At 69.4% G+C, this 24724-nt stretch carries 28 protein-coding genes and 2 tRNA genes; 13 read left to right on the plus strand and 17 right to left on the minus strand.

Annotated elements, in window-relative coordinates:
• Window positions 1–11: 11 nt before the first annotated feature.
• The 5 genes from ACFVDO_RS19440 (at window position 12) to ACFVDO_RS19460 (ending at window position 4054) form a co-directional block, all read left to right on the plus strand.
• A complete protein-coding gene (locus ACFVDO_RS19440; RefSeq protein ID WP_378859260.1) occupies window positions 12–1169 on the plus strand; it encodes a DNA polymerase III subunit delta' in 1158 nt (385 codons plus the stop codon).
• Window positions 1166–2719 (plus strand): alpha/beta hydrolase, encoded by a 1554-nt coding sequence (locus ACFVDO_RS19445; RefSeq protein WP_378859259.1) that lies wholly within the window; start codon window positions 1166–1168, stop codon window positions 2717–2719. The genes ACFVDO_RS19440 and ACFVDO_RS19445 overlap by 4 nt, the downstream gene beginning before the upstream one ends.
• A 59-nt stretch (window positions 2720–2778) precedes the next feature.
• Window positions 2779–2850: transfer RNA gene (locus ACFVDO_RS19450), tRNA-Thr, on the plus strand.
• 74 nt (window positions 2851–2924) lie between these two features.
• A complete protein-coding gene (locus tag ACFVDO_RS19455; protein ID WP_378859258.1) occupies window positions 2925–3521 on the plus strand; it encodes an isochorismatase family protein in 597 nt (198 codons plus the stop codon).
• Window positions 3518–4054 (plus strand): DUF1697 domain-containing protein, encoded by a 537-nt coding sequence (locus tag ACFVDO_RS19460; protein ID WP_378859257.1) that lies wholly within the window; start codon window positions 3518–3520, stop codon window positions 4052–4054. The genes ACFVDO_RS19455 and ACFVDO_RS19460 overlap by 4 nt, the downstream gene beginning before the upstream one ends.
• Here ACFVDO_RS19460 and ACFVDO_RS19465 read toward each other — a convergent pair.
• From ACFVDO_RS19465 to ACFVDO_RS19480, 4 genes are read right to left on the minus strand one after another with little or no spacing between them, the layout of a single operon-like run.
• Window positions 4051–4788, minus strand: a complete 738-nt coding sequence (locus ACFVDO_RS19465; protein WP_378859256.1) for a hypothetical protein — start codon at window positions 4786–4788, stop codon at window positions 4051–4053. The genes ACFVDO_RS19460 and ACFVDO_RS19465 overlap by 4 nt on opposite strands.
• 56 nt (window positions 4789–4844) lie before the next feature.
• Window positions 4845–6176, minus strand: coding sequence for a sensor histidine kinase (locus tag ACFVDO_RS19470; protein ID WP_378859255.1), 1332 nt, complete (start codon window positions 6174–6176; stop codon window positions 4845–4847).
• Between the two features lies 1 nt (window position 6177).
• Entirely contained in the window at window positions 6178–6855 is a 678-nt protein-coding gene (locus tag ACFVDO_RS19475) for a response regulator transcription factor (RefSeq protein ID WP_378859254.1), read from the minus strand.
• 44 nt (window positions 6856–6899) lie between these two features.
• Entirely contained in the window at window positions 6900–7346 is a 447-nt protein-coding gene (locus ACFVDO_RS19480) for an SgcJ/EcaC family oxidoreductase (protein WP_378859253.1), read from the minus strand.
• Between the two features lie 80 nt (window positions 7347–7426).
• Between ACFVDO_RS19480 and ACFVDO_RS19485 the strand changes: the two genes are divergently transcribed.
• The 3 genes from ACFVDO_RS19485 (at window position 7427) to ACFVDO_RS19495 (ending at window position 9415) form a co-directional block, all read left to right on the plus strand.
• The gene (locus tag ACFVDO_RS19485) at window positions 7427–8008 is read left to right on the plus strand and encodes a PadR family transcriptional regulator (RefSeq protein ID WP_378859252.1); all 582 of its coding nucleotides are present in this window, start codon (window positions 7427–7429) and stop codon (window positions 8006–8008) included.
• Window positions 8005–8652: an IMPACT family protein gene (locus ACFVDO_RS19490; protein ID WP_378859251.1), complete on the plus strand. Its 648-nt coding sequence runs from the start codon at window positions 8005–8007 to the stop codon at window positions 8650–8652. The genes ACFVDO_RS19485 and ACFVDO_RS19490 overlap by 4 nt, the downstream gene beginning before the upstream one ends.
• Window positions 8653–8896: 244 nt before the next feature.
• Entirely contained in the window at window positions 8897–9415 is a 519-nt protein-coding gene (locus ACFVDO_RS19495) for a CGNR zinc finger domain-containing protein (protein ID WP_378859250.1), read from the plus strand.
• 18 nt (window positions 9416–9433) lie between these two features.
• Here ACFVDO_RS19495 and ACFVDO_RS19500 read toward each other — a convergent pair whose 3' ends face one another.
• From ACFVDO_RS19500 to ACFVDO_RS19530, 7 genes are all read right to left on the minus strand, one after another.
• Window positions 9434–10045, minus strand: a complete 612-nt coding sequence (locus tag ACFVDO_RS19500) for a response regulator transcription factor (protein WP_378859249.1) — start codon at window positions 10043–10045, stop codon at window positions 9434–9436.
• Entirely contained in the window at window positions 10042–11292 is a 1251-nt protein-coding gene (locus ACFVDO_RS19505; RefSeq protein WP_378859248.1) for a sensor histidine kinase, read from the minus strand. The genes ACFVDO_RS19500 and ACFVDO_RS19505 overlap by 4 nt, the downstream gene beginning before the upstream one ends.
• Before the next feature lie 88 nt (window positions 11293–11380).
• Complete coding sequence (locus tag ACFVDO_RS19510) at window positions 11381–12202, minus strand: ABC transporter permease (RefSeq protein ID WP_378859247.1); 822 nt, start codon at window positions 12200–12202, stop codon at window positions 11381–11383.
• A 1-nt stretch (window position 12203) separates the two neighbouring features.
• Window positions 12204–13184, minus strand: a complete 981-nt coding sequence (locus ACFVDO_RS19515) for an ABC transporter ATP-binding protein (RefSeq protein WP_378859246.1) — start codon at window positions 13182–13184, stop codon at window positions 12204–12206.
• Between the two features lie 133 nt (window positions 13185–13317).
• Entirely contained in the window at window positions 13318–14757 is a 1440-nt protein-coding gene (locus ACFVDO_RS19520; protein WP_378859245.1) for an MFS transporter, read from the minus strand.
• Between the two features lie 29 nt (window positions 14758–14786).
• A complete protein-coding gene (locus ACFVDO_RS19525; RefSeq protein ID WP_378859244.1) occupies window positions 14787–15557 on the minus strand; it encodes a hypothetical protein in 771 nt (256 codons plus the stop codon).
• Between the two features lie 73 nt (window positions 15558–15630).
• On the minus strand, window positions 15631–16053 hold the full coding sequence (locus ACFVDO_RS19530) for a pyridoxamine 5'-phosphate oxidase family protein (protein WP_378859243.1): 423 nt from the start codon (window positions 16051–16053) through the stop codon (window positions 15631–15633).
• Between the two features lie 46 nt (window positions 16054–16099).
• On the opposite strand from ACFVDO_RS19530, the gene ACFVDO_RS19535 reads away from it, so the two are divergent.
• Window positions 16100–16627 carry a hypothetical protein gene (locus ACFVDO_RS19535; protein ID WP_378859242.1) on the plus strand — a complete coding sequence of 176 codons (528 nt, stop codon included), beginning with the start codon at window positions 16100–16102 and terminating at the stop codon, window positions 16625–16627.
• A 42-nt stretch (window positions 16628–16669) separates the two neighbouring features.
• Here the strand turns inward: ACFVDO_RS19535 and ACFVDO_RS19540 are convergent.
• Window positions 16670–16742: transfer RNA gene (locus ACFVDO_RS19540), tRNA-Lys, on the minus strand.
• A 63-nt stretch (window positions 16743–16805) separates the two neighbouring features.
• Between ACFVDO_RS19540 and ACFVDO_RS19545 the strand changes: the two genes are divergently transcribed.
• Window positions 16806–17435 carry a DNA-directed RNA polymerase subunit beta gene (locus ACFVDO_RS19545; RefSeq protein ID WP_378859241.1) on the plus strand — a complete coding sequence of 210 codons (630 nt, stop codon included), beginning with the start codon at window positions 16806–16808 and terminating at the stop codon, window positions 17433–17435.
• Between the two features lie 33 nt (window positions 17436–17468).
• Here the strand turns inward: ACFVDO_RS19545 and ACFVDO_RS19550 are convergent, their stop codons facing one another.
• A complete protein-coding gene (locus ACFVDO_RS19550; RefSeq protein WP_378860096.1) occupies window positions 17469–17828 on the minus strand; it encodes a hypothetical protein in 360 nt (119 codons plus the stop codon).
• A 69-nt stretch (window positions 17829–17897) separates the two neighbouring features.
• Here ACFVDO_RS19550 and ACFVDO_RS19555 point away from each other — a divergent pair, with 69 nt between their 5' ends.
• The 3 genes from ACFVDO_RS19555 to ACFVDO_RS19565 all read left to right on the plus strand — a co-directional run bounded on the left by ACFVDO_RS19555 (window position 17898) and on the right by ACFVDO_RS19565 (window position 20432).
• Complete coding sequence (locus tag ACFVDO_RS19555) at window positions 17898–18446, plus strand: helix-turn-helix domain-containing protein (RefSeq protein WP_378860095.1); 549 nt, start codon at window positions 17898–17900, stop codon at window positions 18444–18446.
• Window positions 18447–18515: 69 nt separating this feature from the next.
• The gene (locus ACFVDO_RS19560) at window positions 18516–19394 is read left to right on the plus strand and encodes an aminodeoxychorismate lyase (protein WP_378860094.1); all 879 of its coding nucleotides are present in this window, start codon (window positions 18516–18518) and stop codon (window positions 19392–19394) included.
• A gap of 240 nt (window positions 19395–19634) precedes the next feature.
• Window positions 19635–20432 carry a DUF6612 family protein gene (locus tag ACFVDO_RS19565; protein WP_378860093.1) on the plus strand — a complete coding sequence of 266 codons (798 nt, stop codon included), beginning with the start codon at window positions 19635–19637 and terminating at the stop codon, window positions 20430–20432.
• 14 nt (window positions 20433–20446) lie between these two features.
• Here ACFVDO_RS19565 and ACFVDO_RS19570 read toward each other — a convergent pair whose 3' ends face one another.
• The 4 genes from ACFVDO_RS19570 to pstC form a co-directional block, all read right to left on the minus strand.
• Entirely contained in the window at window positions 20447–21739 is a 1293-nt protein-coding gene (locus tag ACFVDO_RS19570; protein WP_378860092.1) for an MFS transporter, read from the minus strand.
• A 74-nt stretch (window positions 21740–21813) separates the two neighbouring features.
• Window positions 21814–22593 (minus strand): phosphate ABC transporter ATP-binding protein PstB, encoded by a 780-nt coding sequence (pstB, locus tag ACFVDO_RS19575; protein WP_157310602.1) that lies wholly within the window; start codon window positions 22591–22593, stop codon window positions 21814–21816.
• 28 nt (window positions 22594–22621) lie between these two features.
• Window positions 22622–23713, minus strand: a complete 1092-nt coding sequence (gene pstA / locus ACFVDO_RS19580; protein ID WP_378860091.1) for a phosphate ABC transporter permease PstA — start codon at window positions 23711–23713, stop codon at window positions 22622–22624.
• A gap of 1 nt (window position 23714) precedes the next feature.
• Window positions 23715–24659, minus strand: a complete 945-nt coding sequence (gene pstC / locus ACFVDO_RS19585; protein ID WP_378860090.1) for a phosphate ABC transporter permease subunit PstC — start codon at window positions 24657–24659, stop codon at window positions 23715–23717.
• Between the last annotated feature and the right edge of the window lie 65 nt (window positions 24660–24724).

Genomic DNA, 24724 nt, shown 5'->3' on the forward strand with positions numbered 1-24724 from the left:
GGCTGGAGCGCATGACCCTCACGACCACCGCCCCGTTTCCGTGGACGGATGTCTGGGGGCAGGATGCCGCGGTCGAGACGCTGCGCCATGCGGCATCCGACCCCGCCGCGCTGTCGCACGCCTGGCTGCTCACCGGGCCGCCCGGGTCCGGGCGCTCCACCCTCGCGTACGCCTTCGCGGCCGCACTCATCGCAGACAGTCCCGACGACGAGAACACCATGCGCCAGGTGCTCGCCGGCACGCATCCCGACGTCACCGTGCTGCGCACCGAGAAGGTGCTCATCACGATCAGAGAGGCGCGCGATCTCGTCGCCCGCTCCTATTTCGCCCCCTCCGCAGGTCGCTACCGGGTGATCGTCGTCGAGGACGCCGATCGCATGGTCGAGCGCACCTCGAACGTGCTGCTGAAGGCCCTCGAAGAGCCCCCTGAGCAGACGGTGTGGGTGCTCTGCGCGCCCAGCGAGGCAGATCTGCTGCCCACCATCCGCTCCCGGGTGCGCGCGCTGCGGCTGCGCGAGCCGGATGCCGCCGACGTCGCGCGCCTGATCGTGGAGCGCACCGGGGTCGATGAGCAGATCGCCGAGCAGGCAGCGCGCCACGCGCAGCGGCACATCGGCATGGCGCAGCGTCTCGCCACCGACGAGGCGGCGCGGCGCCGCCGCGATGAGACCCTGCGCGCGGTGCTCGGCGTCGGCGGAGTCCGCGATGCGGTCGACGTCGCAGGTCGCGTCATCCAAGCCGCCACCGACGACGCCAAATCGCTCACCGCCGAGCGGGATGCTGCAGAGCGCGCAGCGCTGCTGCGCACGGTCGGCATCGCCGAGGGACAGGCCGTGCCGCCCGCGCTGCGCACCCAGATCTCGGCGCTCGAGGACGACCAGAAGAAGCGCGCAACCCGCAGCCTGCGCGACGGCATCGACCGGGTGCTCACCGACCTGCAGTCGATGTTCCGCGACGTCATCATGCTGCAGTACGGCCGCGGTGACGATCTGATCAACCGCGAGCTCGAGGGCGAACTGCGCGGCCTCGCCGAATCCTGGCCGATCGAGCGCACGCTGATCGTCCTCGACCATCTCGCCGACACGCGCGAGTCTCTGGAGCGCAACGTCGCTCCGCTGCTCGCCCTGGAGAGCCTTCTCGTGACAGTCACGAGCGGAAGGACACCGTGAAGAACCGATCGACCTCCGGGCTGCGCCGGATCGCCGCCGTCGTCGCCGGTGCCGCTGCTGCGGCACTCGTGCTGAGCGGATGCCTGTACTCGATGATCCCCGCCGAGTCGCCGCCCGCCGCCACGAAGGCTCCCGACACCTCGGGCGTCGCGGAGAACCTGCTGCCGTTCTACGACCAGCAGCTCGACTGGAGCGGCTGCGGCCCCTCGTTCGACTGCGCCGACGTGAAGGCCCCGCTGGACTGGGACAACCCTGGCAAGGGCGAGGTCGAGCTCGCGATCGTGCGGCATCGGGCGAGCGGCACCGCGAAGGGATCGCTGCTGGTGAACCCCGGCGGTCCCGGCGCGAGCGGCAAGAGCTTCGTGCAGAGCAGCCTGGACTACGCGGTCGGCAAAGACCTGGAGAAGTCCTTCGACGTGATCGGCTTCGACCCGCGCGGAGTGGGCGAATCGACCGCCGTGAAGTGCTTCGATGCGAAGCGGATGGACCAGTACCTCTACGGCATCCCGAAGTCCCCGCGGAACACCCCTGCGTGGGAGGCCGAGCTCAACGCCCGTAACAAGGCGTTCGGGGCCGCATGCGACGAGAACTCCGAAGGCATCCTGCCGTTCGTCACGACCGTGAACGCGGCCCGCGACATGGATCTGCTGCGTGCGGTCCTGGGCGACAAGGAACTCAACTACCTGGGCTACTCGTACGGCACGTTCCTCGGTGCCACGTACGCGAAGCTGTACCCCGAGCGGGCCACGCACCTGGTGCTCGACGGTGCGATCGATCCCTCGGTTCCCGGGCTCGAGGTCGGCACCACCCAGGCCCTCGGATTCGAGTCGGCGCTGACCGCCTACCTCAAGCACTGCGTGTCCTCGAAGGGATGCCCCTTCAACGGAACCGTCGACGAGGCGCGCACCGATCTCTCCGCCCTCCTCGCCGCCGTCGACCGCAACCCGCTCGAGGGCGGCGACGGCCGGCTGATGGGCGCCGACACGATGCTCACCGGCATCATCCAGGCGCTGTACTCGGAGGACTACTGGGACTATCTCAGTCAGGCGCTGAACGGCGCCCTGCAGGGCGATCCCACCGATCTCTTCTTCCTCGCCGACAACTACAACGGGCGCGGCGAGGACGGCACCTATGCCGACAACCAGACCGAGGCGTTCTCGGCGTACAACTGCATGGACTATCCGGTCGACACCGACCCCGCCGATGAGAAGGCCGCACGCGCCAAGGTGGAGAAGGGTGCGCCCACGCTGGCGCCGTACTGGAACGCCCCTGACCCGTGCCTGCAGTGGCCGTACCCGGCCACCGGGAAGCGGGAGAAGATCGTCGCACCCGGCTCCGGTCCCATCCTCGTGGTCGGCACGACCAACGACCCTGCGACGCCCTACGAGTGGTCGGTGTCGCTGGCAGACCAGCTCGAGAACGGCGTGCTCATCACCCGCGTCGGCGAAGGGCACACCGGGTACAACAAGGGCAACTCCTGCGTCGACGACGCCGTGAACTCGTTCTTCCTCGATGACACGGTGCCGAAGGACGGCCTGCGCTGCGGCTGATTTCGCGGTGGTGCCGTGAGCAGGTAAGATCGTTGATCGTGCCGCGGTTCGCGGCGCAGGCCACCTTAGCTCAGGGGTAGAGCAGTTCCCTCGTAAAGAACAGGTCGTCAGTTCAAATCTGACAGGTGGCTCCGCAGAAGGCCCGGGATGCAGCATCCCGGGCCTTCGCCGTGTTCTGGATCCCTCTGCGGCGTAGGCTCGAGCCATGTCCAGAGCACTACTCATCGTCGATGTGCAGAACGACTTCACCGAGGGCGGAGCGCTCGCGGTGCAGGGCGGCGACGCCGTGGCCTCCGGTGTCTCTCGCCTGCTCGCCGAGCGCGTCGGCGACTACGACGTGATCATCGCCTCGCGCGACTGGCACGACGCCGAGAGCGACAATGGCGGGCACTTCGCCGCCGAGCCCGACTTCGTGGACACCTGGCCCGTGCACTGCGTCGCAGGCAGCAGCGGGGCCGACTACGACCCGCTGCTGGAGACGGCGGCGATCACCCATCACGTTCGCAAGGGACAGGGACGCCCGGCGTACTCGATGTTCGAGGGCACCGCCGAGGACGGGGCCACCGTCGCCGAGATCCTCACAGCGCACGGCATCGTAGAGGCGGACGTGGTCGGCATCGCAACGGATCACTGCGTCCGCGCATCCGCTCTCGATGCGGTCGCCCACGGCGTGCACGTGCGCATCCTGACCGACCTGGTCGCGGGCGTGGGGGAGGACTCCAGCGCCGCTGCGCTGGCCGAGCTCGCGCACGTCGGCGCGGAGCTGGTCGAGAGCCCTTCGTCCAGCTCAGGGTCCCGGTGACCGACCGCTGCGCGCTGCTGCTGCGCGCGGTGAACGTCGGCGGCCGCAACAGGGTGCCCATGGCCGAGCTGCGCGAGCTGCTCGCCGATCGGCTCGGGCTGCGGAATGTGACCACCTACATCGCCAGCGGCAACGTGTTCTGCGACCTGCCCGCCGATCCTGCGGAGGTGCGCGCACTGATCGCCACGGAGTTCGGCGTCGACACGCCGGTGGTGCAGCGCAGTCACGACGAGCTGGTCGCGGTGCTGGCCGAGAACCCGTTCCCGGATGCCGCGGCGGACAAGATGCTGCACGCGATGTTCCTCGACGGCCCAGCGGATCCTGAGGCTGTGGAGGCGCTGACGCCCCGGCTCCAGCCGTGGGAGCGGATCTCGCTCGTGGGACGGGAATTGTGGATCGACTATGGCGACGGCGGCGTGCAGTCCACCAAGCTCACCGGTCCGGTGCTCGACCGGGCTCTCGGTGTGGCGGGCACTGCGCGCAACCTTCGCACCGTGAGAACCCTGGTCGAGCTGACCGCACAGGTCGCTTAGTCGTCGAGGTCGACCCCGACCACCGCGGCGTCCGCGCCCAGGAGGACCTCGGCGTCGCGTCCATCGTTCGCGCGCACCTCGACCTCGTACGCGGCGCCGGGCTGCGAAGTAGTTGAGACCTTGTCGACGGTCCCGTTCGCGGCCTTCACAGCCGCGCCGGTCAGCGCGGGAAGCCGGCTCAGGTCGATGAGGGCGTCGTCAGAGCGGTCGTCCTGGTCGTCGGTCACCCGCACCGCACCGTCGGAGGTGACGAACGCGTCGATCTCGGTACCGTCGGAGCGCCGCAGCTCCACCTCGTAGCCGCCGTGCTCCGCCTTGATCGAGGTCGCACCCTGCGCGCCGGTCTCTGCGATGGCCTTCTCTGCTGCCGCACGCAGGGATGCGGCATCCGAGGGCGCCTGCGCGCCGGTTCCGCGGTCGTCGGCCGTGTCGTCATCGGCCGCGTCGTCGTGCCGCCCGTCGTCGCCGTCGTGCCGCCCGTCGTCGTCCCCGTCATGGTCGTCAGCGGGAGCCTCCTGCGACCCGCGGTCGTCGTCGAAGCCACCGGTGACCGCGTAGGCACCGCCTCCGACCGCCAGCAGGGCCACGGCCGCAGCGGCCGCGATCAGGGCGATCCGTCCCGGCCGTCGCCTCGGCTTCTGCTCGGTCGTGGTCGTGTTGGCGGCATCCGCCGACTGCTCGGACATCCGGGCGGTCGGGGCGTCGTCCTGGGGTGTGTTCTTCTCGGTATCCATGACTTCAGCCTGTCCGAGAGGGGGTGAACCGCTCCTGAAGCATCCTGAAGGACCGTTCAGGCGGCGGGCAGATCGACACTGAACAGGGCACCGCCGTCCGCAGCATGCGCCACCGTCACCGTCCCCCCGTGCGCACCGACCACCTCGGTGACGATCGCCAGCCCCAGACCGCTCCCGCCCTGGTCGCGGGCGCGCCCCTCATCCAGACGCACGAAGCGATCGAACACGCGCTCGCGATCAGCAGGGGGGATGCCGCCGCCGTCGTCCTGCACCTGCAGCAGCACCCGGCCCGCCTGCGTGGTCACGCGGATCGCGACCGTCGAGCGCGCGTGACGCGCGGCGTTGTCCGCAAGGTTGCGCACGACGCGGCCGAGCAGGGCGGGATCGCCGATCACCCGCCCCGGGCCGATGCCGGTCGCGTCGACGGCGACTCCCGTCCCACGAAGCCGACGCGCCTCGGTGAGCGCGAGGTCGTCGAGGTCGACGGGGGCGGTCGCACGCTCGCGGCGCTCATCCAGGTGCGCGAGCAGCAGCAGACCCTCGACGAGCTCCTGCATCCGCAACCCCTCCGCGAGCACGACGTCGCTCAGCGCCGCGAGGGACGTGGCCTCCGGGTGCGCCTCGGCGAGCTCCGCGTGCTGTCGCATCGTCGCCAGCGGAGAGCGCAGTTCATGCGAGGCATCGCTCACGAACCGGCGCTGCGTGAGCTGCGCGGCCTGAATCCGGTCCAGCAGACCGTTCATCGTGCCCGCGAGTGCGCCGAGCTCGTCGCGCCCGGCGTCGACCCGCTCGTCGAGGTCGGTCGCATCGATGCCGTCCACCTGTCTGCGCAGTCTTTCGACGGGGGCGAGCGCGCGCCCGGTGACAACCCACAGCACCCCGCCGATCAGCAGCAGCACCAGCGGCACGGCGACCAGGAGCAGGCCGGTCGCGGTGGACACCGCGTCGTCGACGTGCTCCAGCGGCTGCGCGACGGTCAGCAGACCGGCATCCGTCTCCTCCGACGCCACGAGATACGGCTCCCCGTCGATGACGACCCGCGCGGGGTCGGACTCCGAAGCGGTGGGCAGACCGGCGGCGTCGTCGTCGGGCTCTTCGTCCTCGTCATCGTCGTCCGTTCCATGGCCGCCCTTGTCGCCTGCGGGGTCGAGACGCACGAGCACGTCGCTGTCGAGCTCCTTGACCGCGGATGGATCCCGGTCGACCTGATCGGCGATCGTCTTCAGGTTCTGCTCCAGCGCGACCGAGACGCCCGCGGTGAGCGACCCCTCCATGATGCGCACGGCGACGACCGAGCCGATGCCGAGTGCGAGCGCGACCACGATCAGTGCGCCGAGCGTGATCCGCGCGCGGATCGATCGCGTGATCCGCACCTTCCGAACCGCCACCTCAGCCGCCCATCGCGGCGAGCCGGTACCCGGCCCCGCGCACGGTCTCGATGGCGGCACGGTCGAACGGGCGGTCGACCTTCCCTCGCAGATGCCCGATGTAGACCTCGACGATGTTCGCGTCGCCGTCGAAGTCGTCGCCCCAGACGTTCGCGATGATCTCGCGCTTGGTGACGACCTCGCCGCGCCGCCGCAGCAGGAAGTCCAGCACGGCGAGCTCCCGGGCGGTGAGGGTCACCTCCTCCTCGCCGCGGAACACGCGACGGGCGGCGGGATCCAGTCTCAGATCCCCCGCTTCGAGTACGGCCGGCCGCTCCCGGCCTCCGCGGCGGACCAGCGCCCGGATCCGTGCGACCAGCACCGGATATGAGAACGGCTTGGTCAGCCAGTCGTCACCGCCGGTGTCCAGACCCTCCACCTCATCCCACTCGCCGTCCTTGGCGGTGAGGAAGAGCACGGGAGTCCAGTCACCCTCGGCGCGCAGGGTCTGACAGACCCGGTAGCCGCTCATACGGGGCATCATCACGTCGAGCACGATCGCGTCGTAGTCGCCGTCGCGAGCGGCATCGAGGCCCGACATCCCGTCATGAGCGACACGGACCACCATGCCTTCGGCCTCCAAGCCGCGGCGGATGCCGTCGGCGAGCCGCACCTCGTCATCGACCAGCAGGATCCGCATCCGACCAGTCTCGCCGTTGCAGGCTGAAGCGCAACTGAAACCGGTCAGACCGAGGCCAGGCGCTGCTTCTCGCGCGAGTTCACGGCGGCGAACAGCCGGTTGCGCTTCGTGTTCTGGAAGGCCGCGCACCGCCAGCGGTCGCCCTCGCGCACGAGCACGTAGGTCTGCACCTTGTCGTGTTTGATGTCGCCGGCCTGTCGGATGCCGCGCCCCTTGCCGATCCCGCCCTCCGTGACGATCACGGCGGCGTCCTCGCCCAGCATCCGCACGTCGAGGACCTTCATCGACATGCGACTGCCGCGCTGCCAGCGCTCGAAGACGGGCACATGGTCGGCGCGGATCTCGTCGCGCCCGGTGCTGATCAGGCCGGCGAAGATGACGTAGCTGGCGTCGTCCGTGAACTCCTCGGCGTACGCGGTGGCGTCGCCGGCGTCCCAGGCGCGGCGGATGCGGTCGAGGGCCTCGTCGATGCCTGCGGGGTACTCGATCATCTCATCTCCTCTTAGTGCAAAGTGCAATAAGTAATGGTGCAGGATGCACTAAGTTGCTGTCAAGCCCTAGACTCGCAGGGATGACCGAGCCGAACCGTCCGCTGACCCGCGCAGAGCGCGATCTGCCGGCGCTCACGGTGCTCGCGCTGCTGACTGTCGGACCGAGGCATCCGTACGACATCCATCGCTTCGTGGTCGAGACGCGCAAGGACTTCGTCGGCGGCGCTCCGCGCAGCATCTATCACGCGGTGCAGCGACTCGAAGCCGCACACCTCATCGAGCCGATCGGCTCGGAGCAGGCCGGGGGCCGCCCCGAGCGCACGGTGTTCGCCCTCACCGACGCCGGCCGTGCCGAGGCGAGGCGGCGCGTGTTCGCCCTGTTGTCCACGCCCCAGAGCGATCGCACCGTCACCGTCGCCGCTCTGTCGTTCCTCGGCATCCTCGGTCGGGACGACGCGGTGATCGCGCTGCACGCGCGGGTCGCCGCGCTGGACGCGGCGATCGCGCTCGCCGCCGCGGACCTCTCCGCAGCATCCGACGTGCCCCCGATCCTGCTCATCGAAGCGGAGTACGACCGCCACCAGCTCGCCGCCGAGCGCGAGTGGTTCGCCGGCATCGCCGCCCGGCTGGACTCGGGCGAGCTCGGCTGGCTGCCGACGTGACCGGCTACCCGGCCACCATCGCCGCCGCCGTCGATCACGAGCTGGTCATCAAGAAGTCCCGCTTCCTCGCGCACGTCGCGCCGGTCGGTTCGCCGGAGGAGGCCGATGAGGTGATCTCGGCCGTGAAGAAGCAGTACTGGGATGCCCGGCACAACTGCTCCGCGCAGGTCACCGGGCTGCTCGGCGACCGGGCTCGGTCATCGGATGACGGTGAGCCGTCCGGAACCGCCGGCATGCCGATGCTCGAGGTGCTGCGCCGCCGCGAGCTGACCGACGTGGTCGCCGTGGTCACGCGCTACTTCGGTGGGGTGAAGCTCGGCGCCGGGGGACTGGTGCGCGCGTACTCGTCCGCGGTCTCGGAGGCGCTCGACCTCGCGTCGCTGCGGGACCGGATGCTGCTCTCAGAGGCGACCGTCGCGGTGCCGCACGCCGACGCCGGCCGGTTCGACAATGCGCTGCGCGAGTGGGTGGGCGCGCACGGCGCGATCCTCGGCGAGACGGCCTATGCGGCTGACGCGGTCTTCGAGCTGTGGGCGCCCGCCGCCGAGCTGCCGGCTCTCGAGGCCGACATCGCGGCGCTGTCGGCCGGGGCGTGGCATCCGCTCGTCACCGGCGCCTCGCGCGTGATCGACGTGCCGCGCTGATTGCGGAGTCATTCGGCGCGGGGTGCGGTCCGGCTGAACGCGGTGGGCGGCACTCCGCAGGCGACGACCAGATCGACTCGCCGAACGCCGCACCCGGCGCATCGCACATAGACGATCACGCCCTCGGACGTTCTGTGCCTGGACTCGCTGATCCAGCCGTGCTCATGGATGGCGGGCAACGCCCGGGTGGGTGCGGAGAGTGGTCGAGATGCGGTCATGTCCTCCACGATGATGTAATGCTCTTATGCATCTCAACCCTTACGGTGAGTACGCCGTCCTGCTCGCGGCCTCGCTCGCGAACGACTGGCCCGAAGACCGCGACGGGATCGAGGCGCGCACCCGCGACTTCGGGATGACGATGGTCTTCTCGAACAGCGACGACGACCACGCAGCGACCCGTGCGGTGCTCGACGAATGGCTGCGCGTGGTGGACGCGGACACCGCGACCGAGCGCGCGGCGCTTTTGAACGCCCAGATGGCCGCTCGCGGCACCTATCCGCAGCTCACCGATCACGACGGTGAAGGCTGGCATCTGCACTACCGAGACGACGCCGCCACGCTGCCGCTCGTGCTCGGAGCAGTGCTCAGCGTCGGAACCGCCCTCCACCTGGCCGGTCGCGGCATGGGGCGGCTCGGCCGGTGCGCGGCCGAGCCCTGCCGCAAGGTGGTGGTCGATGTCACACGCAACGGCCGGCAGCGGTACTGCTCGGTACGATGCGCGAATCGCGATGCGGTGCGCAGGCACCGAGCGCGGCAGGCCTGATCGCGCGGCTGATCAGACTCAGCCCAGCCAGCCTCGCTCCTCGGCGATGCGGGCGGCATCGACGCGGGTGCGCGCCTCGAGCTTCTGCATCGCGGAGGACAGGTAGTTGCGCGTCGTGCCCTCGGAGAGGTGCAGCTCGGCGGCGATGTCGGCGATCGTGCCGCCGCCGCGGGCAGCCGAAAGCACGTCGGCCTCGCGGGGCGTCAGCGGTGATTGCCCGGCGGTGAGGGCATCGGTCGCCAGCGCCGCGTCGATCACGCGCTCGCCGCGCATCACGCGCCGCACCACGTCGGCCAACTCCGCCGACGGAGTGTCCTTCACGACGTAGCCGGTCACGCCCGCGGCGAGGGCTCGCGACAGGTACCCCGCGCGCCCGAAGGTGGTCACGATCACCACCCTGGTGTCCGGCAGCTCCTTCCGCAGCAGCGCCGCGGCACCCAGCCCGTCCATCCCGGGCATCTCGACGTCGAGCAGCGCGACGTCGGGACGATGCTCGCGTGCGGCATCCAGAACCTCGTCGCCCCGCCCCACCTGGGCGACCACCTCGAGGTCGTCCTCGAGGGACAGCAGTGTGGCCAGCGCCCCGCGCACCAGGGCTTGATCGTCGGCGACGAGGATACGTACGGTCATGCCGTCACCTCCAGCAGGAACCCGCCACGGCGGGAGCGGCCGATGCGCAGAGCGCCACCGGCGTCCTGCACCCGTTCGGACAGTCCGCGCAGCCCGTTGCCGGCAGCTCCGGGATCCTCCGCAGGACCGATGCCGTCGTCCTCCACGGTGATGCGATGCGGCGCGAGCGTGACCCAGCACTGCCGCGCCTGCGCATGCCGGATGACATTCGTGGCGGCCTCGCGCAGTACCCAGCCGAACAGTTCGCGGTTCTGCTCCGGCACCTCGTCGGTCGTCGACGGCAGGTGCGCGGTCAGACCGGACGCAGGCAGCAGGGTGCGCAATGACGCGAGCTCGCTCGCCACCCGCACTTGCCGGTAGCCCGAGACGACGGCGCGCATGTCGCCGAGCGTGGAGCGTGCGAGGGTCTGCACCTCACGGATCTCGCGCGCCGCTGCCTGGGGGTCGCGTTCGGACAGGGCTGCCGCGAGATCGGCCTTGACGGCGATCGCCGAGAGAGAGTGCCCGAGGATGTCGTGCATGTCGCGCCCCACCCTGTTGCGCTCCTCCTCGACGGCGACCGCCGCGAGTTCGTTCCGCGTCGCGTGCAGCAGACGCACCGTCGCGATGTTGCGTGCGAACGCGATCATGAGCACCCCGGTGGAGAGGATGATCAGCGGCATCGCCCAGGCGGGGAGGTCGCCGAGCGGATGCCACAGGGCGAGGCCGAATGCGGCGAGGGCGAGCCCGATGACGATCAGCAGTGATGCGCGCGGCCGCATGAGGGAGATCGCGTACGAGACGGCCACATACGCCCACAGCCCGGTGAACCCTGAGTCGAGCTCGAGGGCGAACACCGTGGAGAGCATCAGCAGTGCTGTCGCCGGTGCCCATCGCCAGCGGGCAGGCAGTGCCATTGCGATCGGCGCGGAGACCAGGAACAGCACGATGAACACGGCGAGTGCGAACGTCCACAGCACCGCGGTGTGCGGGGGTTCATCCTGAATCATCGGGAGCAGGAAGAACAGGATCGTGAAGCCGATGCTGATGGCGGCGCCGGAGTACCAGCGGCGCGCGCCGCGGGCGAGGAGGGCATCTCTCAGCCAGGTCAGACCGCGCGTGACTGCGGAGCCGCGGGCGGCGTGCGAGGCCGGGGGGCCGCCGGACGCGGGCTCGTCTCGCGGGGCGGGGATCCAATCGGCGCTGCGCACGGCGCGTTCGACGTCGCGGTGCAGTGCGGCGCGGTCGCCGTCGCGATTCTCGCTCATCCCCTCATCCTCTCGTGCTGGTGGTCGGCGCGCACGGATGCATCGAACCGACCGGGCTCGTCACGTCCCGGCCGGATCGATCACGTGGTCAGACGCGCTTGGTGTCGCGGCGGAACATCAGCACGGCGAATCCTGTGAACAGCAGGAACCAGACGACCAGGTTGGGGATCGCCCAGACATCGGGCGCGATGCCCATGATCGCCGACTGCGACAGGTTCGCGATGCCCCATACGGGGGTGAACTTCGCGGCGATCTGCACGCCCTCCGGCATCAGGGCCAGAGGGAAGAACAGTCCGCCCATGAAGCTGAGGATCGGCAGGATAGGGCCGAGGTAGCGCATCGCGTTCTGCGCGGGGAAGGCGTATCCGACAGCGAGCCCGAGGCTCGTCATCATCAGCGAGCTCAGCCATGCCAGGAGACCGGCGAGGATGAGGTTGCCGAGCGGGGCGGTGATGCCCAGCGCGGAACCGAGGATGAGCGTGATCAGCACGGCGATACCCCCTAGCACCAACCCGCAGAGCACCTTCACCAGGATGTAGACGACGGGGTTCAGCGGCGTCAGCCGCAGCTGCCGGCTCCACCCCTGGGTGCGCTCTGCGGCGACTGTGACGCCGGTCATCGTGCTGGCGACCATCGCGCCGTAGACGGCCATCGAGATCATGATCGGCACGGCCGCCGACATGCCGCCTTGAGACACAGGCACATCGCTGATCGGCACGTTCTTGTTCGGAAGGCCCACCATGATCAGCATCGCGACCGGGAAGATCAGGGTGAAGATCACGACGCTGGAGTTGCGGAACAGGCGCTTGAGCTCGACGGAGAGGAAGGTCCAGCTGAAGCCTCCGTAGTGGGGCGCGCGGCGGGCAGCCGGGTCGATCGCGTCGAGGCGCCCGAGCGTTGTGGTGGTCATGTCATGCTCCTTCGGAGATCTCGGCGTCGGAGTCGTCGCCGGTCAGGCGCAGGAACGCCTGCTCGAGGTTCTGGCTGGTGATCGTGACGTCGTGGGCGTCGGTTCGGCCGAGCAGGTAGCGGGCCACGGCATCCGAGTCGCCGGAGCGAACGATCACGCGCGTTCCGCGCACCTCGACCGAATCGACCCCTGGCAGCCGCGACAGGGCGACCTGATCGGCGTCAGCCCACTCCGCCTCGATCGTGCGGCCCGAGGCCATCGCCTTGATCTCGGCGGTGGTGCCGTTCGCGACGATCCGCCCCTTGCGGATCAGCAGGATGCGGTCGGCGTACTGGTCCGCCTCTTCGAGGTAGTGCGTGGCGAAGAGCACGGTGCGGCCGCGCTGCGCGTCGGCGTGGATGGCCTGCCAGAACGAGTGCCGGCCCTCGACGTCCATGCCGGTCGTGGGCTCGTCGAGCACGATCAGCCCGGGATCCGAGACCAGAGCCATCGCGAAGCGCAGACGCTGCTGCTGACCGCCGGAGCACTTCGACACGCGCCTGTCGGAGATGTCGAGGATGCCGGCGCGCTCGAGCGCCGCATCGATGCCGGTGGTCTGTGCGAACAGCGACGCGGTGAGCTTCATCGTGTCGCGCACGGTGATGTCGCTGAGCAGGCCGCCGGTCTGCATGACGGCGGAGACGAGGCCGCGGCTGATCGCCTGCCGTGGGCTGAGGCCGAACAGGCTGACCTCACCGCGATCGGGCTGCGAGAGCCCGAGCAGCATGTCGATGGTGGTGGTCTTGCCAGCGCCGTTAGGGCCGAGGAACGCGACGACCTCGCCCTGGCGGACTCGCAGGTCCACGCCGTCCACGGCGGTGATGCCGCGGAACGTCTTCGTGAGTCCTGTCGCGTCGATCGCGGGGAGCGTCTGCCGGCCGGCGGATGCCCGCGGCGCGGCGCTCGGTGCGACCGATGCCGATGTGGTGGCTGTCTCTGTCATGACTCCAGTCTTCGACAGCCGAGAGATGGCGCGTCATGAACGATGTCATCTATCGGCCATGACATACGTCATGTCCATGCAGGTCGGATGCGGCGGTCCGCTGTCGCGTACCGCCGCATCCGGGTTGCCCGTCTCAGCCGGCCGCCTCCAGAGCCGGCTCGGCGGCCGGTGCGGCCGCCGGCGTGCGGCGGAAGAAGGCCAATGCGAGCAGGCCGCCGACCAGCGCGATCGCCGCGGCGCCGAGGAACGCCGCCGAGTATCCGTCGGTGAGCGCCGGGAGGTCGCCGAGCTGCTCGGCCCCGAAGGATGCCGCGAGGGCGGTCATCGCCGCCAGCCCGAGGGCCGAGCCGACCTGGTAGCTGGTGTTCACGATGCCCGAGGCCAGTCCGCCCTCCTCCGCGCGGGCGGCCGAGATGGCCGTACCGAGCGAGGGGATGAAGGCCAGCGACATGCCGAGTGCGGTGACCAGGGAACCGGGCAGCACGTCGACGAGGAAGTTGCCGTCAGGGCGCACCAGCGACAGCCATCCGAGTCCGGCCGCCAGAAGCGCGAGCCCTGCGACGATCGGAGTCTTCATGCCGAACCGGGCGATCACGCGCGGTGCCAGGACGATCATGCCGACCATGATGAGCGCCGTCATCGGCAGCAGCGCGGCGCCGCTGGGGAACGCGCTGTAGCCGAGCACTTGCTGCAGGTAGAGGTTCAGGAAGAACCACATCGGGATCCACGCGCCGCCGAGGAAGAACTGCGCGAGGTTCGCGGCGCCGAGTCGCGGCGCACGGAAGATCGACAGCGGCATCAGCGGGCTGCGCGAGCGCGACTGGATCACCAGGAACAGGGCGAGCAGCAGCACGCCGCCGCCGATCGCGATCAGCGGCTCGGCCGAGGTCCAGCCTGCCTCAGGGGCGCGGACGATGCCGTAGACCAGCGCGCCGAGGCCGAGCGTGGCGGTGAGCGCGCCGAGCAGGTCGACGCCGCCGCGGGCGCCGGATGCTCCGCCTGGCAGCAGCGAGCGGGCGGCGAGGACCGCGATGAGGGCGATCGGGATGTTGATGTAGAACACCCACGGCCAGGACGCGTACTGCGTGATCAGGCCGCCGAGGAAGACGCCCGCGGTGCCGCCGGCGGGAGCCGCCGCACCGTACAGTGCGAGTGCCCGGGTGAGCTCCTTAGAGTTCGCGCCGAAGAGCATCATCAGCAGGGTGAGTGCCGAGGGGGCGATGAGCGCGGCTCCCGCTCCCTGGACGACACGTCCGACGAGTTCGATGGTGACATCGCCTGCGGCACCGGCGACGAAGGATCCGACCAGCAGGATGATCCAGCCGGTGACGAAAAGCCGCCGGGCGCCGAACAGGTCGGAGAGCCGCCCGCCGAGCAGCAGCAGGCCGCCGAAGGCGATCACGTAGGCGTTGAACACCCAGGAGAGCGTGCTCGGCGTGAAGCCGAGGTCCTCCTGCATGCGGGGGAGCGCGACGCCGATGATCGACGTGTCCATGATCACCATGAACTGCGCTGTGGCGATGAGTCCGAGCGCCCACCATCGGCGGCGGCTCGGAGCGGGGGATGAGGTCATGATCTTTCTCCAGTCGTGATGGGTGGGGGTCAGTGGGCGTGGGTGGCGTGGTGCACGTGGTGCTCGGCGGCCGACGCAGGGTCAGCCGATGCGTCGACGACGAAGGACACCGTGCGCACCTGCCCGCCGATCTGGAAGTCGAGGTAGAGGAAGTAGCGGCCGGCTGTCGGTGCGGACGCGTGGAACTCGATCCCCGGGCCGGAGAGGTCGCCGTCCGCGGGGTCGCCGCCGAGGGCGTGCACGTGCAGGTAGGCCAGGTCGCCCTCGCGCAGCGCGACCAGGTGCCCGAAGGCGCCGAGGTACGGCTCGAGGCGCTGCACCGGACGCCCGTGCTCGGAGATCGTGACGGTCAGCACGCCGCCTGCTCCGGTGCGCAGAGGGCCGTCGAGATGAACGTCGAATCCGTCGACCGTGACGTGACGGCGCTCGCCGTGGTACTCGACAGGGCGGAGATCGCCGGCCACGTCGATCGTGCGCGAGAGCGTGACGCCCTCGGCGCCGAGCGGGGCCGCGTCGGCGAAGATGCGATACGAGCCCGCGGCATCCCAGGTCACCGGCGTCGACCAGACGCCGGTCGAGACGTCGAGCACGGGATGCAGATGACGGTAGCCGGTGCCGTCGGTGCGGACCACGATCAGGTGCAGCGCCTTGCCATGGCTCTGCGCGAAGGTGGTGACCGGCGTGCCGTCGGCGGCGCGGATCGTGAACGACAGCGTTCCCGTGTCGCCGGCGGTGCCCGGAGCGCTGACGTCGGTCAGCAGGTACCCGCCGCGAGAGATCGTCGTGCCGGTGGTGTCCATGATTCCTCCTCGAATGGATGCTTCGAAGAGGAGCAACTGGATACCCCAGGGGGGTATTCCGAAGTTTCTGGGATCAGTCTCGCCAGGCGGCCTCGGCGACCTGTGCCGGGCGGCTGCCGGCGTCGTAGACCCGCACCCAGTCGGGGCGCACGACGACCACGAGGAACCCGTCCGCGAACGCGCGGGATCCAGGGAAGCGGTGCTCGTAGGCGCGGCCGTACCGGTCGCGTTCGGCACCGGCTGAGACGGTCGCCACGCCCTCGAGCTGCACGCTCACGTCACCCTCGCTCACCACGACCGCCACGCGGGCGTTCGCTCGAAGGTTGTCGACTTTTCGCGCAGCATTCGGGGTGTTGAAGATCAGGGTGCCGTCATCCGCGGCGGCGAGACCGACGAGCGCGGCCTCCGGCGCGCCTTCACGCGAGACGGTCGCGACCACGCCGAATCCGATCCCGTCGACGAATCGGGCGATCGAGGCGGGGTCATGCGGATCCATGTTCCAGACGATAGCGGTGTCGGATGTTCGGCGTAGTGTCCGGGACATGCTGGATGATGCAAGCCCGTTCGAAGAGGACCTACGCGCCACGGGCGCCCATCCCGACTTCGCGGATGAGCTTGCCCTGTTCGGCCGATTCGTGGGGGAGTGGCGGATGCGGGTGCGCTTCTACGAAGCCGACGGCGCGTGCGTGTACGACGAACCGGGGCGCTGGACGTTCGGCTGGGTCTTGGACGGACGCGCCGTGCAGGATGTGCTCAGTGGGCCGGCGCCCGGCCGTGGCGAGGCGGCGGGTGAGCGCCGAATCGGGTCGAGTATGCGGATGTTCGACGCAGCCACCCGCGCGTGGCACGTTGTGTGGTTCGGCGCCTCGAGCGGCGCCTTCGTCGTGCTGCACGGCGGTGCGGATGCCGATCGGATCGTGCTGCTCGGCGAGCCGGAGGCGGACGGGGCGATCAGCCGCTGGATCTTCTCCGACATCACCCAGGAGTCGTTCCGCTGGCTGGGCGAGGAGTCCCGCGACGGCGGGCGGACCTGGTTCATCCGGCAACGGATGGAGGGCACGCGCACCTGACTGCTGTGCGCTGCGCCGCCATCCGATCGAATGGTTACACGGTGGGCCCCGTGGGGCTCGAACCCACGACCCGCGGATTAAAAGTCCGATGCTCTGCCAACTGAGCTAGAGGCCCGTCCTTCCAGTCTAGAGTGCGGGGATGGGCGCCCCGTTCGGGCATCGCGCGTACCCTGGTGCGATGCCTGCGCAGTTCCATCGACCAGAGCGCCGCCCCGCGGCAGCCTTCGACAATCTCGTCGGCTCGCACGACCCGGCCGAGGAGACCCGGATCGCGCACGCCACCGCATCCGCCCTGCTGGCGCGCGTGCGTGCCGACGACAGCGGCGTGAGTGCCGAGCGGCTGATCGCGTACACCGGCAAGCATGGGATCGACGAGATCGCGGAGCTGTGGTCGAAGGCGCCCGCGCGTTCGCTGCCGGGCGCGCTGTGGCGGCTGTATCTGGTTCAGGCCGCGATCCACGGCGATCCGGCGACGACGGCGCTGCTGTACGAGCGCGGGCGAGTGCAGCTGCGCAGCGCGGATGCACTGGTCGCGGGTGCTCCGGTCCCCGCGAGCCCCGAGGAGCTCGTGACGCTAATCGACACCATCATGCGCGGCGCGTTCCGCGGCGACTTCGCCGTGGCGCTCGATCGCGCCGCGTCGTTCTGCCGGGTGCAGGCCTCCGGCGCCACGCACACCGCCGACGACTATGAGGTCACCGAGCCCGACCGTGCGAGCGATCTGACCCGGCGCGCGGCCCGGCTGAGCGCATACGCGGACGATCTCAGTGCGTCGGCGAAGTCCTGGAGCGCGGGCACGCTGACCTGACGCGCCGCTGAGCCGCCGGCCGCCCGGGCGGGCTCAGCGGCGCGCGCCCTCATGGATGGATCGGGCGATGCGTTCGGCGTCCGGGGTGCTCACCAGCACCTCGTCGAAATCTGTGGCACCGCGATCGAGGTGCACTCGCAGCAGGGGGAGCCCGCGCGTCATCGAGACCAGGCGCCGGGTGCCTGAGGGGTGCGTGAAGACTCCCAGCTTCCGGAAGCCGGACACCACGAGTCCGGATCGTATCCCGAGGATCTCCGAGGTCCACCCGGGTTCGGTGGTCGCACCCCGGATGTCGGCCGCCGCGGCCGTGAAGGTGCTTCTGCCGGCCATCGTCGACTCCCAGCCGGGAAACCGGAGTCGCAGCCCGGTCGTCGTGTACTCCAGTGTCGTCATGTCCGCCTCCGCGTAGAATCGATGCAGTACTGAGAACATTATCAGCTTGATAATAATGAGGGAAGCGGCATGCCAGGAGAATCATCGATCGCGCACGTCGTCCTGCATCCGGTCCGGCTGCGGATCGTCCAGCAGCTGGGCGGGCGCAGCCTGACCACCGCCCAACTGCGGGCCGCGCTGCCGGACGTGACGCAGGCAACGCTTTACCGCCATGTCGCGACGCTCGTCGACACCGGCATCCTCACCGTGGTCGACGAGCGCCGGGTGCGCGGGGCGGTCGAGCGCACGCTGGCACTGGGGGAGCGGATGGCGCACGTCGATCGCGAAGAGCTGCGTCGGCTCGATGTCTCCCAGCTGAGAACGGCGTTCCTCACCTTCCTCGGAGAGGTGGCCGCGGACTTCGACCGGTTCCTCGACGGCGACCCGGGCCTGCGGGATCTCTCCGGTTTCGGCCGCACCGCGCTCTACGTCGACGAGGACGATCTCGCCACGATACAGAAGGGGCTCGGTGAACTGCTGTCCCCGTACCTCGAAGCGAGAGGGGCGCGTCGTCGGGTGATGCTGTCGACGGTGCTGACTCCCGACGAAGGGACGGCGCAGGCTGTCGCGGAGAGATGAACTCCGGACAGGAGAAGACCGGGCTGTGAGGGCGGCCGCGTCCCGCTCCCGGGCGCCTAAGCTTCAACCATGGCCACCCGATTCGCCCTGATGATCGTGCCCGCGGACGCCGCGGAGGAGCGCGCGGACTACTCCGATTCGTTCCGCTCCGTGGATGCCTCCGCCCCTGCCCTCAGCGTCGGCGAGCTGAGCACCCAGCGCGGCGACGGCGTCTTCGAATCCATCGGCGTCGTCGACGGGCATCCGCAGGAGGTCGAGGCGCATGTCCAGCGCCTGGCGCACTCCGCCGAGCTGTGCGAGCTGCCCGCCCCGAACCTCGAGCAGTGGCGGCAGGCCGTGGCCGTGGCTGCGGCGGAGTGCCCGAAGGGTGAAGCCGTGATCAAGCTCATCCTCAGTCGAGGCGTCGAGCACGGGCCGACGCCGACCGCCTGGGCGACCGCGGCGAAGGCAGCGGACTTCACGGTGCCGCGCACCGAGGGCATCCGCGTCGTCACGCTCGACCGCGGCTACAGCATCGACATTGCCGAGAGTGCTCCTTGGCTGCTGCTCGGAGCGAAGACGCTGTCCTACGCCGTGAACATGGCGGCGATCCGCGAGGCGCACCGTCGAGGCGCGAACGACGCGGTGTTCCTCACCAGCGACGGGTACGTGCTCGAGGCTCCGACGGCGTCGCTGATCCTGCGATTCGGCGACCGCTTCGTCACGCCGGCACCGTCCGGCGGCATCCTGCACGGCACGACGCAGCTCAGCGTCTACGAACACCTCGCCGGGCGAGGCTTCACGGCCGAGTACGCGCAGATCCCGGCATCCGACCTCACAGCGGCGGATGCCGCGTGGCTCGTCTCCAGCGTGCGCCTGGCCGCGCCGATCGTCGCGATCGACGACCGCGTCCTCGCCATCGACCCGCTGACAGCCGAGCTCAACGCGTTCCTGCTCAGCCCGCGCTGAGAGTCGACCGACGACGTGCGGCTGTCTCGAAGACGACGGCACGCGAGCGCAGGGTGCGGGGAATACCTCCGCGTCACACGCGTTACACTTGATCGGCCGGGCCGCATAACCCCGGGCTCCAACTTCTGCCGCTTCGAGCGGCCTTCCGCCGAGAGGCGTTCTTGCGGCCCGGTCTTTTCATGCCCGGAGGTGCGGCCGACGCGTTCAGCGGGCTGTCAGCGAGGTCATAGGATCTTCTCCATGACTCTCTCGCTCCGTCGCGCGTGCGCGATCGCCGCCATCGCCGTCGTCGCCTCGCTGGGCATCGCCGGCTGCTCGCCCTCGCCCGCGTCCGACACCGCTTCGAAATCGTCCGAGACGAAGACAGCGGCGCCGGAGAAGCCCACCCGGCTGACTGCCGATGACTTCGTGCAGCGACTGAGCGACGCCCAGTTGAAGGCGAGCACCGGGCACGTCGTTCAGAACATGACCGCGCAGGGGCAGACCGTCGCATCCACCGGTGACATGGCTGTGGACAGCGACCCCAAGAAGATGCGGATGCATCTGAGCACAGAGGTCGGGGGCAACTCGATGGAGATGATCCTCGTCGACGGCACCATCTACCTGAGCATGGGTGAGATGACGCAGAACAAGTTCGTCAAGATCTCGACCGACGACGACAACCCGATCGCGGCGCAGCTTGAGTCCACGCTCTCGCAGAGCAACCTGGCGGACCAGATGAAGGGGCTCTCCGCCGCGCTGACGGACTTCACCGTCGCGGACGGCACGGAGAAGATCGACGGCGTCGACACGACCCACTACGTGCTCACCGTCGACACAAAGAAGCTGTTCGCGGCGCAGGGGGCCGAGGTCCCGGCGGAGGCCGGCATCGGTGACACCGTGACCTACGACATGTACGTCGGCGGCGACGACCTCATCCGGCGCTCGGTGGTCGACATGGGCGTCATGAAGACGACGCTCGACTATTCCAAGTGGGGGGAGCCGGTGACCATCGAGGCGCCGACGGCCGACCAGCTGACCGAGGTGCCCGGGCTCTGACCGTTCCGGGGGTCTCAGTCGACGGTCTCCTCATGCCGAGCATCCCGTAGCGGCGAGAGCATCACCACGAGTGCCGCGGCGAGGAACGCGGCGGCACCGATGCCAAGCGTGATCCGGTAGCCGACGAGCGTCATCAGCACTCCCGTGAGCAGGGCGCCGAAGAAGAATACGACGCGGTTGACCGTGCGGATCGTCGAGTTCATCCGACCCTGAAGGAGGTCGGGGGCGACCGACTGACGGTAAGAGATGTCGTTGGTGTCCTCGATTCCCATCGCCAGGCAATAGATGAATTGCGCTACGGCAGCGGCCACGAGAACGACGGTGGTGCCGCTGGTGCTGGTCAGCGGGACGGTGGCGAGCAGAAGCCACGGCACGACTACGAGCGCACGGCCGAGCAGGATGGCCCGCCCGGCGCCGAGACGGGTTCCGACCCCGGGAGCGAACAGCGCGCCGAGGAAGCCGCCGACGCCGCCGACGGCGAGCGCGACTCCGTATGCCCATCCCGGCAGATGCAGCTCCCGCAGCACGAAGACCGCGAATGTCGTGGTGACGATGCTGTTGCCGAGGAACCAGACGTGCACTGACAGTGCCAACGGACGCAGGGTGCGGTGCCGGTACGTGTACTTCAGGCCCTCGATGACGTCCTGCCCGACGTGGCTGCCGGCGGCCCGGGGCTCCGGACGCGGTTCCTCGACCGGGATGCGCCACTGCAGGATCGCCGCGATCGCATTGATGAACGCCTCGAACGCGAACAGGAGCGATGTGCCGACGAGGTGCAGAAGTGCTCCGCCCAGCGCCGGTCCTGCGGTCGCCGCGACGGTCTGGCTCTGGCCGAGGCGGGCGTTGGCCATCACCAGCTGGCCCCTCGGCACGATGCGGGGGAGCAGGGGCTGCGCGGCTGAGTCCGCGAACAGAGTCAGCACCCCGAGGATGAGAACGACAGCGGCCAGGGACCAGAAGGTCAGCGTGCCCGTGAGCTGCAGCACCGGCAGCGACGCGAGCGTGACCGCCCGTCCGATGCTGGTGATGACCAGCGTTCGCTGCCGGCGCCAGCGGTCCATCAGCGCGCCGACGATCAATCCCAGGAACAGATAGGGCACGACGCCGAGCGCACCGAGGATGCCGATCTGCATCGGCGTCGCGTCGACGACCGTGACGACCAGGATCTGGAAGGCGACTCCCGCGATCGCTCCGCCGAACGCGCGGATGGTCGTGGCACTCCAGAACAGCGTGAACGAGCGGGACCGGAGCGGCTCCTGCGGGCGGGCGGTCACGGGACCGTCGCCCGCATCTGCCTCGTCGCTCATGCCGTCAGCGTATCGGGCGTGAAATGACGATGCCGCGGCGTGTACGCCGCGGCATCCATCAGCAGTGCTCGGTCCTACCCGAAGCGTCCCGAGACGTAGTCCTCGGTGGCCTGCACCGACGGGGTCGTGAAGATCGTCGCGGTGTCGTCGTACTCGATCAGCTTGCCGGGCTTGCCGGTGCCGGCGATGTTGAAGAAGGCCGTGCGGTCTGAGACACGGGATGCCTGCTGCATGTTGTGCGTCACGATCACGACGGTGTACTCGTTCTTCAGCTCGCCGATGAGCTCCTCGATCGCGTAGGTCGAGATCGGGTCCAGAGCGGAGCAGGGCTCGTCCATCAGGATCACCTCGGGCGAGACGGCGATCGCACGGGCGATGCAGAGACGCTGCTGCTGGCCGCCGGACAGGCCGGACCCGGGCTTGTCCAGACGGTCCTTGACCTCGTTCCACAGGTTCGCGCCGACCAGCGAGCGCTCCACGAGCGCGTCCTCGTCCGACCGCGACATCCGCTTGTTGTTCAGCTTCACGCCGGCGAGCACGTTCTCCTTGATCGACATCGTCGGGAACGGGTTCGGGCGCTGGAACACCATGCCGACCTGGCGGCGCACGAGCACCGGGTCGACGCCGGGGGCGTACAGGTCGCGGCCGTCGAGCAGCACTTCGCCCTCGACGCGTGCGCCCGGGATCACCTCGTGCATACGGTTCAGGGTGCGCAGGAAGGTCGACTTGCCGCAGCCGGACGGGCCGATGAAGGCCGTCACGCTGCGCGGCTGGATGTCGAGGGAGACGCCCTCGACGGCGAGGAAGTCGCCGTAGTAGACGTTGAGGTCGTTGACTTCGATGCTCTTGGACATATCGGGTTCCTTGTCTGAAAACCTACGCTCAGCGGCCCTTGGCCGGGGCGAAGAACTTGGCGATGAGGCGGGCGATGAGGTTGAGCGCCATGACGATGAGGATCAGGACGAGCGCAGCGGCCCAGGCCCTGTTCACGTACGCCTCGGGCGGGATGCCCTGGTTCATGTACTGGGTGTAGACGAAGACCGGCAGAGTCATCATGCGGCCGTCGAAGAGGTTGTAGTTCATCGAAGCGGTGAATCCGGCGGTGATCAGCAGCGGGGCGGTCTCGCCGATCACGCGGGCGATCGACAGCATGACGCCGGTCACGATGCCGGCGATCGAGGTCGGCAGCACCACCTTGAGGATCGTCAGCCACTTCGGCACACCCAGTGCATACGACGCCTCGCGCAGCTCGTTCGGCACCAGCCGCAGCATCTCCTCGCTGGAGCGCACCACGACCGGCACCATCAGCACGGCCAGCGACAGCGCGCCCATGATTCCGAGGCGGATGCCCGGCCCCATGATCAGCGCGAACAGGGCGTAGATGAACAGACCGGCGACGATCGACGGGATGCCGGTCATCACGTCCACGAGGAACGTGATGCCGCGGGCGAGCCGGCCGCGACCGTACTCGACGAGGTAGATCGCGGTGAGCAGGCCGATCGGGATCGAGATCACCGCTGCGGTGAGTGTGATCTCGACGGTGCCCATGATGGCGTGCAGCGCGCCGCCGCCCTCGCCGACCACGTTGCGCATCGAGCTGGTGAAGAACTCGGCGGACAGGCCCTTGACGCCGTTCTCGATGACGGTGATCGCGACCGAGATCAGCGGGACCATCGCGAGCAGGAAGGCGCCGCTGACGAGGCCTGTGACGACCCGGTCGGTGGCCTTGCGACGGCCCTCGACGACCGTGGAGATCACGGCGATGAGCACGATGTACAGCAGCGCGGCGACGATCAGCCAGCCGGCGAAGTTGAAGCCGCCGCCGCTGACGGCGACCACCCCGAAGACGGCTCCGGAGACGACGAGCGCGAGGCCGAGGATCGCCCATGGGCTCCACGCCGGCAGATGTCCGTTCGTGATGCGCATCGATGCGGCCGGCGCCGGGGCGACCGGGGGAGTGGCGGTGAGGGTCATGTCAGTTGGCTCCCGAGAATTCCTTGCGGCGGTTCACGATCCAGCGGGCGGCGGCGTTCACGAGGAACGTGACCACGAAGAGGATGAGGCCGGTCGCGATCAGCACGTTGACGCTGAGACCGTAGGCCTCGGGGAAGGTCTGCGCGATGTTGGCGGGGATGGTGTTGGGGTTCTGTGCGGTGAGCAGCCGCCAGGTGATGCCTCCCGACGCCGAGAGCACCATGGCCACGGCCATGGTCTCGCCGAGCGCGCGGCCCAGGCCCAGCATGGCGGCCGAGACGATGCCGCCGCGGGCGAAGGGGAGCACCGCCATGCGGATCATCTCCCAGCGGGTCGCACCGAGGGCCAGAGCGGCCTCCTCGTGCAGCGGCGGGGTCTGCAGGAAGATCTCGCGGCAGATGGCGGTCATGATCGGCAGCACCATCACGGCCAACACGATCGCGGCGGTGAGGATGCTGCGGCCGGACGGGTTTCCGTCGAACAGCGGGATCCAGCCCATGTTCTGGTTCAGCCAGGTGTAGACCGGCAGCGCCGCCGGTGCGAGCACCGCGATGCCCCAGATGCCGAAGACGACGGACGGAACGGCTGCCAGCAGGTCGACGATGTAGCCGAGCCCCTGTGCGAGTCGGCGCGGGGCGTAGTGCGAGATGAACAGGGCGACGGCGATGGAGAGCGGCACGGCGAACAGCAGCGCCAGGGCCGCGGCCCAGATCGTGCCGAAGGCGAGCGGTGCGACGTAGGCCCAGAAGTCGGTCTTGAGGATCGTGGCGTCGTCGGGGGTCGCGGTGAGTCCGGGGATGGACTGCACGACCAGGAACACCGCCACGGCGGCCAGGGTGACGAGGATCATCGACCCGGCGAACAGAGCCGCCCCGGAGAACCAGCGGTCACCCGGCCGCTGCTTCGCGGTCGCCGCCGGTGCGGCGGCCTTCGCGGTGGTGGTCATCGAGGGCTCCTCGTGTGGTGTCGGGTGGGTTGTGTGCCTGCGGCGGCCCGGCAGCGCGGGTGCGC

It is taken from the genome of Microbacterium sp. NPDC057741 (assembly GCF_042798735.1).
Classification (GTDB): Bacteria; Actinomycetota; Actinomycetes; order Actinomycetales; family Microbacteriaceae; genus Microbacterium.

Excerpts from the sequence above, each read along its gene's own strand:
- ACFVDO_RS19440 (WP_378859260.1), top strand. The coding sequence starts at position 12 with ATGACCCTCACGACCACCGCCCCGTTTCCGTGGACGGATGTCTGGGGG.
- ACFVDO_RS19455 (WP_378859258.1), top strand. The coding sequence starts at position 2,925 with ATGTCCAGAGCACTACTCATCGTCGATGTGCAGAACGACTTCACCGAG.
- ACFVDO_RS19465 (WP_378859256.1), bottom strand. The coding sequence starts at position 4,788 with ATGGATACCGAGAAGAACACACCCCAGGACGACGCCCCGACCGCCCGG.
- ACFVDO_RS19475 (WP_378859254.1), bottom strand. The coding sequence starts at position 6,855 with ATGCGGATCCTGCTGGTCGATGACGAGGTGCGGCTCGCCGACGGCATC.
- ACFVDO_RS19480 (WP_378859253.1), bottom strand. The coding sequence starts at position 7,346 with ATGATCGAGTACCCCGCAGGCATCGACGAGGCCCTCGACCGCATCCGC.
- ACFVDO_RS19485 (WP_378859252.1), top strand. The coding sequence starts at position 7,427 with ATGACCGAGCCGAACCGTCCGCTGACCCGCGCAGAGCGCGATCTGCCG.
- ACFVDO_RS19495 (WP_378859250.1), top strand. The coding sequence starts at position 8,897 with ATGCATCTCAACCCTTACGGTGAGTACGCCGTCCTGCTCGCGGCCTCG.
- ACFVDO_RS19500 (WP_378859249.1), bottom strand. The coding sequence starts at position 10,045 with ATGACCGTACGTATCCTCGTCGCCGACGATCAAGCCCTGGTGCGCGGG.
- ACFVDO_RS19505 (WP_378859248.1), bottom strand. The coding sequence starts at position 11,292 with ATGAGCGAGAATCGCGACGGCGACCGCGCCGCACTGCACCGCGACGTC.
- ACFVDO_RS19510 (WP_378859247.1), bottom strand. The coding sequence starts at position 12,202 with ATGACCACCACAACGCTCGGGCGCCTCGACGCGATCGACCCGGCTGCC.
- ACFVDO_RS19515 (WP_378859246.1), bottom strand. The coding sequence starts at position 13,184 with ATGACAGAGACAGCCACCACATCGGCATCGGTCGCACCGAGCGCCGCG.
- ACFVDO_RS19520 (WP_378859245.1), bottom strand. The coding sequence starts at position 14,757 with ATGACCTCATCCCCCGCTCCGAGCCGCCGCCGATGGTGGGCGCTCGGA.
- ACFVDO_RS19525 (WP_378859244.1), bottom strand. The coding sequence starts at position 15,557 with ATGGACACCACCGGCACGACGATCTCTCGCGGCGGGTACCTGCTGACC.
- ACFVDO_RS19530 (WP_378859243.1), bottom strand. The coding sequence starts at position 16,053 with ATGGATCCGCATGACCCCGCCTCGATCGCCCGATTCGTCGACGGGATC.
- ACFVDO_RS19535 (WP_378859242.1), top strand. The coding sequence starts at position 16,100 with ATGCTGGATGATGCAAGCCCGTTCGAAGAGGACCTACGCGCCACGGGC.
- ACFVDO_RS19545 (WP_378859241.1), top strand. The coding sequence starts at position 16,806 with ATGCCTGCGCAGTTCCATCGACCAGAGCGCCGCCCCGCGGCAGCCTTC.
- ACFVDO_RS19550 (WP_378860096.1), bottom strand. The coding sequence starts at position 17,828 with ATGACGACACTGGAGTACACGACGACCGGGCTGCGACTCCGGTTTCCC.
- ACFVDO_RS19555 (WP_378860095.1), top strand. The coding sequence starts at position 17,898 with ATGCCAGGAGAATCATCGATCGCGCACGTCGTCCTGCATCCGGTCCGG.
- ACFVDO_RS19560 (WP_378860094.1), top strand. The coding sequence starts at position 18,516 with ATGGCCACCCGATTCGCCCTGATGATCGTGCCCGCGGACGCCGCGGAG.
- ACFVDO_RS19565 (WP_378860093.1), top strand. The coding sequence starts at position 19,635 with ATGACTCTCTCGCTCCGTCGCGCGTGCGCGATCGCCGCCATCGCCGTC.
- ACFVDO_RS19570 (WP_378860092.1), bottom strand. The coding sequence starts at position 21,739 with ATGAGCGACGAGGCAGATGCGGGCGACGGTCCCGTGACCGCCCGCCCG.
- pstB (WP_157310602.1), bottom strand. The coding sequence starts at position 22,593 with ATGTCCAAGAGCATCGAAGTCAACGACCTCAACGTCTACTACGGCGAC.
- pstA (WP_378860091.1), bottom strand. The coding sequence starts at position 23,713 with ATGACCCTCACCGCCACTCCCCCGGTCGCCCCGGCGCCGGCCGCATCG.
- pstC (WP_378860090.1), bottom strand. The coding sequence starts at position 24,659 with ATGACCACCACCGCGAAGGCCGCCGCACCGGCGGCGACCGCGAAGCAG.